Below are 5,139 nucleotides of genomic sequence, written 5' to 3'. Positions count from 1 at the left end.
GACCACATCGGCCGGCAGCACCTCGCCGGTGCCCAGCTGCACACCGGCCACGCGCCCGTCCTCATCGGTCAGCCCTACGACCCCGGTGCCCAGCCGCAGCCGCACACCCTGCTCGGTGTGCAGGTCGCCCAGCAGCCCGGACACCAGCGGGCCCACCTGCAACGCCATCGGCGCCGCCAGCGGACCGGCCAGCGTCACATCCAGGCCCAGCGTCCGGGCAGTGGCCGCGATCTCGGAACCGAGGACGCCCTCACCCACGACCACCAGCCGCGAGGACGCCACCAGATCCGCCCGCAGCACCAACCGGTCAGGCCGTCCGTCCCGGGCAGGCGACGCGCCCGTACTCCCGTGGCGATCACGATCGCGTCCGCCTGCAGCTCACGGCCGGACTCCGTGCGCACACACCGGGCCGCCAGATCCAGTCCAACCGCCGCGTCCCCCCGCACGAACTCGGCATCCAGTGCCGCCAGTGCCTCCCCCGTTCGCAAAGCAGCCCGCTCCGGTGCCCAGGCACCGGACAGGACCTGCTTGGAGAGAGGCGGGCGGTCGTAGGGCACGTGCGGCTCGTCGCCCAGCACGGTGATCGCGCCCGCGTAGCCCTTGCGCCGGAGTGTCTCAGCCGTGGTCAGCCCGGACGCGGACGCGCCCACCACCAGCACACGGGCCGGGGCCCTGACGTCGTGCTCGATGCTCATGCGCGGCCCCATTGCAGCGTTGGTGCGGTGTTCCCTGCGGAAGACGGACCGGTGGATCAGGTGAGGTAGCGCCCGCCGTTGACGCTGAACGTCTGGCCGGTCACATAGCTCGCCTCGTCCGAGACGAGGTACGCCACCGCGTGCGCGACGTCCTCGGGCGTGCCGGCCCGCTTCATCGGCATCATCGCGGCGGCCGCCTCCACGTCGACCGGGCCCTCGCGCACCAGAGGGGTGTCGATGAACCCCGGCGGAACGTGGTTCACCGTGATCCCCTTCTCGATGTACTCGACCGCCAACGCCCTGGTCAGACCGATGACCCCACCCTTCGAGGCCGCATAATGCGCCATGGCCGGCGCCCCGGTCTGCGCCGAGGACGAGGAGATGTTGACGATCCGCCCCCACCCGGCCTCGAGCATGTCCGGCACCAGCTCCTGGGTGACCAGGAACGGCCCCTTGAGATTGACCCCGATCATGCGGTCCCACGACGCCTCGGTGATGCTCGTGAACGGCTCGTAGGCGGTGATCCCGGCATTGTTGACGAGGATCGCGACCGGCCCGAGCTCGGCACGGGTCCGGGCCGCGGACGCGGCCACGGCCGCGGCATCGGCCGCGTCACCCCCGACCGCGATCGCCGTACCGCCCGCCTCCTGGATCTCCGCCACGGTCTTCTCGGCGCCCTCGGCGTTCAGGTCCCAGACCGCCACCGCGGCCCCCTTGGCCGCGAGCACGGTCGCGATTCCGCGTCCGATGCCCCGGGCGCCGCCGGTGACGACGGCGACCTTTCCCTGTAGTGACATGCGTGCTCCTCATGTGCGTGGTGTGGGATGCCGACGGCACACCGTCTCCGTCGGCCGGGCCTGGGGCCTGTCCGGCGCCTCATCAGCGCAGGCGGTTCTCTCCGACCTGATCCGCCGGACAGGCCCTGACGGGCGTCAGCCCTCCAGCGCCTCGCGGGCGGCGGTGCGGGCGGCGACCGCTCGCGGGAAACCGGTGTACCCGCTGGAGTGGTAGATGACCTCGGCGATCTCGTCCTGGGTCAGCCCGTTCGTCAGCCCGATCCGGACGTGGGTCTTCAGCTCCGTCTCGGCCCCGAGGGCGATCAGGATGCCCAGCGTGACCAGGCTCCGATCGCGAGGGGCAAGTCCTTCGCGGCCCCACAGCGCGCCCCAGACGCTGGTCAGGCCGATATCGACGAGGTCCTCCCCGAGGCGGCCGTCCCTCAGATCGAGGTCGCCGTCGGGGAACACACCTGGTAGTGCCGCGCGCATGGCCTTCCAGCCCGCGGCCCGCAGATCTGCGGTTTCTTCGACACCCTTGTCAGTCATGGCTCACTCCCGTTGCGCGGCTTCGCGTCCCTGAGCGAAAGTTAGACCAGGCGGTCGGTACAATCAATAACTTTGGCGAGATTCACCACCATTGATCGGCCCCTTTTCCTCGTCTACTCTCGGCTCAATATTCGGACGACCGGTCGACATATAAATCATGGCCGGAGCCGCAGCCCCTGTCACGCGGGAGGGCACATGAGTGACACCACGAAGGCGCCGGGCGCGAGGGACACGCGTACCACCCAGCACACGAACCCGGCCGGCCAGGTCGACGTGCTCGTCATCGGGGCCGGCGTCACCGGCATCTACCAGCTGTACCGGGCCGTCGAGGCAGGCTTCTCGGCACGGCTGCTCGAGGCGGGCAGCGGCGTCGGCGGCACCTGGTACTGGAACCGCTATCCCGAGGCCCGCTTCGACTCCGAGAGCTACACCTACGGCTACCTCTTCTCCAAGGAACTGTGGGAGGAATGGGAGTGGTCCGAACACTTCGCGGGCCAGCCGGAGATCGAGCGCTACTTCAACCACGTCGTCGACCGCTTCGACCTGCGCCGCCACATGGTGTTCGGCGCGAAGGTGACCTCGGCTCTCTTCGACGAGCAGACCGGAACGTGGACCGTACGGGCAGAAGACGGCGCCGAGCACCGCGCCCGCCACGTCGTCGCGGCGACCGGCATCCTCTCCGTGCCCTTCGTCCCCGACATCCCGGGGCACGACGACTTCGGCGGCGAGCAGTACCACACCGGCCGCTGGCCCAAGACGCCCGTGGACTTCGCCGGCAAGCGGGTGGCCCAGATCGGAACCGGGTCCAGCGGAGTACAGATCGTGCCCGCGATCGCGGACGAGGTCGCCCAGTTGACGGTCTACCAGAAGGTGGCCGACTGGCTCACGCCGCTCAACAACAGGCCGATCACGCCCGAGGAGCAGTCGCGGTTGAAGGCGGACTACGAGTCCGTCCGCGACACGCTGAACACCTCGCCGAGCGGGTTCCTCCACCAGATCACGATGCGGTCCGGCCTCGAGGACACGCCGGAGCAGCGGCAGGAGTTCTACGAGCAGAAGTGGAACGGCCCCGGCTTCACCAAGCTGTCCGAGCACTACTACGACATGACGACGAACGCCACGGTCAACGAGGAGTGGTGCGAGTTCATCGCGGACAAGATCCGCTCCATCGTCAAGGACCCCGCGACAGCAGAGAAGTTGATCCCCAAGGGGCATGGCTACGGCGGACGGCGGCCTCCGTTCGGCACCGGCTACTACGAGGCGTACAACAAGCCGACCGTCGAGCTCGTCGACATCAACGAGACGCCGATCGTCCGCATCACCGAGACCGGGATCGAGACGCCCGACGGCCTGCGGGAATACGACATCATCATCTGGGCGACCGGCTACGACTTCGGCACCGGCGCGCTCAACCGCCTGGGCGTGCGCGGCCGTCAGGGCCTTCCGCTGGAGGAGTACTGGGCGGACGGTCCGTCCACCTACCTCGGTGTCACGACCGCCGGCTTCCCGAACTTCTTCTTCCCGGGCGGTCCGCACGGCGCGCTCGGCAACAACCCGCGCTACGCCGGCGACCAGGTGGAATACGTCATGGACCTGCTCATCCATGCACGCGACTACGGCCACGACGTCGTCGAGGTGACGGCCGAGGCGGAGCAGGAGTGGACGGACCTGGTCAACGACAGCGCGGGCCAGTCGTCCTTCCTGAAGAGCAGCTACTTCTACGGCGCCAACATCCCCGGCAAGCCGATCAAGCAGTTGCTGAACCCGACCGGGCGCTGGAAACTCCAGGAGCTGATCCGCGAGTCCGTCGACAGCGACTTCCCCGCCTTCGCCTTCTCCAAGGCGGCGGACCCGGAGGCCTGAGCATGCGAAACGCCCGTGCCGCCTGATTCACGGCGGCACGGGCGTCCACGTTCGGGCGGGGCACTACGGGAGGAAGGTCGTGACCCGCTTGCGGAACTTCCACCCGCCGTCCTCACGGACCAGCGTGTCCTCGTAGCTCCCGACGAGCAGTGGGGCCCAGCCGGCCTCGCCGCGCAGGAAGAAGACCAGGCTGCTGCTCGCCGTCACCTCGTCCCCGGGCGGCGAGGTGAGGACGGTGTTGCCCACGAGGTGCAACTGCGGCGCCTGCGGCGCGAAGGCCTCGTAGCCCTTGCGGATCGCGTCCCGGCCCTCGAAGGTGCCTTGCCCCGCGATCTCGGCGACGCCGTCCTCGGTGAACAGCTCGGAAACCACGTCGGCACGGCCCGCGTCCAGGGCGTGGGTGTAGGCGGCGATGGCGTTCTGTACGCCGGCCAGGGCCGCTTCGGCGGATACGGTCATCGTTTTCTCTCCCTAAGGGGGTTGGATCAGGCTTGGTAGGTCGTCGCGCGCCGCTGGAACAGCCAGACACTGTCGACCTGACGGAAGGTGTCCTCGTAGCGCCCGACGACCTGCACCGCCCAGCCCGTGTCGCCGCGCTGGAAGAAGACGACGTCGCTCACGGCCGTCGCCTCGTGCTCGGCGGTGGACGTCACCACGGTGTTGCCCACCAGGTGCTGCTGCGGCTGCGTCGGCTCCCAGCCCTTGAAGGCCGCGCGGAGCGCGTCGTGCCCCTGAAGGGGGTCCATCCCCGGCAGCTCCAGGACCCCGTCGGGTGTGTACAGCGCGACGACGTCGTCGGTGCGGCCGGCGTCCTGGGCCTGCGTGTGGGCCCCGATCACGGCACGCACACCCGCCGCGACCCACGCCTGTGTGGATTCGCTCATTGTCTCTCCAAGGGCTCGACGTTTCGACCACTCAGTCTATTGCTCAACACCACGAAATATGAAGGCCAAAACCCAAGCAGTCAGGATTGTTGACCGGGCGGTACAATCCAAATAGCATGCGGGCGACTGTCGACGGGGACCGTCGCCGAAGGAGGCGTAATCATGACGAAGCGCTGGAAGCAGCGTCCGCCGGGCTCGACGTGGGGCGAGTGGGGTGAGGACGACGAGCTGGGGCGGATCAACCTGCTCACACCCGAGAAGGTCCTGCAGGGAGTGCGGGAGGTCGAGCAGGGGATCACCTTCAGCCTGAGCCTGCCGCTGGACTATCCGGGCGGGACCGCGCTGAACCAGCGGCGCTACCCGCCCATCCTG

General features: G+C 68.9%; 5 protein-coding genes and 2 pseudogenes. 2 read left to right on the top strand and 5 right to left on the bottom strand.

Going from position 1 to position 5,139, the window contains the following annotated elements; all coding sequences use genetic code 11:
- The 3 genes and pseudogenes from IG08_RS55465 to IG08_RS0152950 all read right to left on the bottom strand — a co-directional run.
- Nucleotides 1–695 (bottom strand): annotated as a pseudogene (locus IG08_RS55465) (NAD(P)/FAD-dependent oxidoreductase); the annotation flags it as partial.
- Between the two features lie 56 nt (nucleotides 696–751).
- Nucleotides 752–1,492 carry an SDR family NAD(P)-dependent oxidoreductase gene (locus IG08_RS0152955; RefSeq protein ID WP_030621961.1) on the bottom strand — a complete coding sequence of 247 codons (741 nt, stop codon included), beginning with the start codon at nucleotides 1,490–1,492 and terminating at the stop codon, nucleotides 752–754.
- Nucleotides 1,493–1,627: 135 nt separating this feature from the next.
- On the bottom strand, nucleotides 1,628–2,020 hold the full coding sequence (locus IG08_RS0152950) for a carboxymuconolactone decarboxylase family protein (RefSeq protein WP_030621959.1): 393 nt from the start codon (nucleotides 2,018–2,020) through the stop codon (nucleotides 1,628–1,630).
- Between the two features lie 195 nt (nucleotides 2,021–2,215).
- Between IG08_RS0152950 and IG08_RS0152945 the strand changes: the two genes are divergently transcribed.
- Nucleotides 2,216–3,883: a flavin-containing monooxygenase gene (locus tag IG08_RS0152945; protein WP_078656157.1), complete on the top strand. Its 1,668-nt coding sequence runs from the start codon at nucleotides 2,216–2,218 to the stop codon at nucleotides 3,881–3,883.
- A gap of 63 nt (nucleotides 3,884–3,946) precedes the next feature.
- Here the strand turns inward: IG08_RS0152945 and IG08_RS0152940 are convergent, their stop codons facing one another.
- Both IG08_RS0152940 and IG08_RS0152935 read right to left on the bottom strand, forming a co-directional pair.
- A complete protein-coding gene (locus tag IG08_RS0152940) occupies nucleotides 3,947–4,342 on the bottom strand; it encodes a nuclear transport factor 2 family protein (protein ID WP_030621955.1) in 396 nt (131 codons plus the stop codon).
- Between the two features lie 26 nt (nucleotides 4,343–4,368).
- Complete coding sequence (locus IG08_RS0152935) at nucleotides 4,369–4,767, bottom strand: nuclear transport factor 2 family protein (protein WP_030621953.1); 399 nt, start codon at nucleotides 4,765–4,767, stop codon at nucleotides 4,369–4,371.
- 162 nt (nucleotides 4,768–4,929) lie between these two features.
- On the opposite strand from IG08_RS0152935, the pseudogene IG08_RS0152930 reads away from it, so the two are divergent.
- Nucleotides 4,930–5,139: pseudogene (locus IG08_RS0152930) on the top strand (cyclase family protein); the annotation flags it as partial.

It is taken from the genome of Streptomyces fulvoviolaceus, assembly GCF_000718165.1.
GTDB lineage: Bacteria > Actinomycetota > Actinomycetes > Streptomycetales > Streptomycetaceae > Streptomyces > Streptomyces fulvoviolaceus.
The sequence above is the reverse complement of the archived record's forward strand: the minus strand, read 5'-3'. Positions and strand labels throughout refer to the sequence as shown.

Coding starts and splice junctions, on each gene's coding strand:
- IG08_RS0152955 (WP_030621961.1), bottom strand. CDS start 1,492: ATGTCACTACAGGGAAAGGTCGCCGTCGTCACCGGCGGCGCCCGGGGC.
- IG08_RS0152950 (WP_030621959.1), bottom strand. CDS start 2,020: ATGACTGACAAGGGTGTCGAAGAAACCGCAGATCTGCGGGCCGCGGGC.
- IG08_RS0152945 (WP_078656157.1), top strand. CDS start 2,216: ATGAGTGACACCACGAAGGCGCCGGGCGCGAGGGACACGCGTACCACC.
- IG08_RS0152940 (WP_030621955.1), bottom strand. CDS start 4,342: ATGACCGTATCCGCCGAAGCGGCCCTGGCCGGCGTACAGAACGCCATC.
- IG08_RS0152935 (WP_030621953.1), bottom strand. CDS start 4,767: ATGAGCGAATCCACACAGGCGTGGGTCGCGGCGGGTGTGCGTGCCGTG.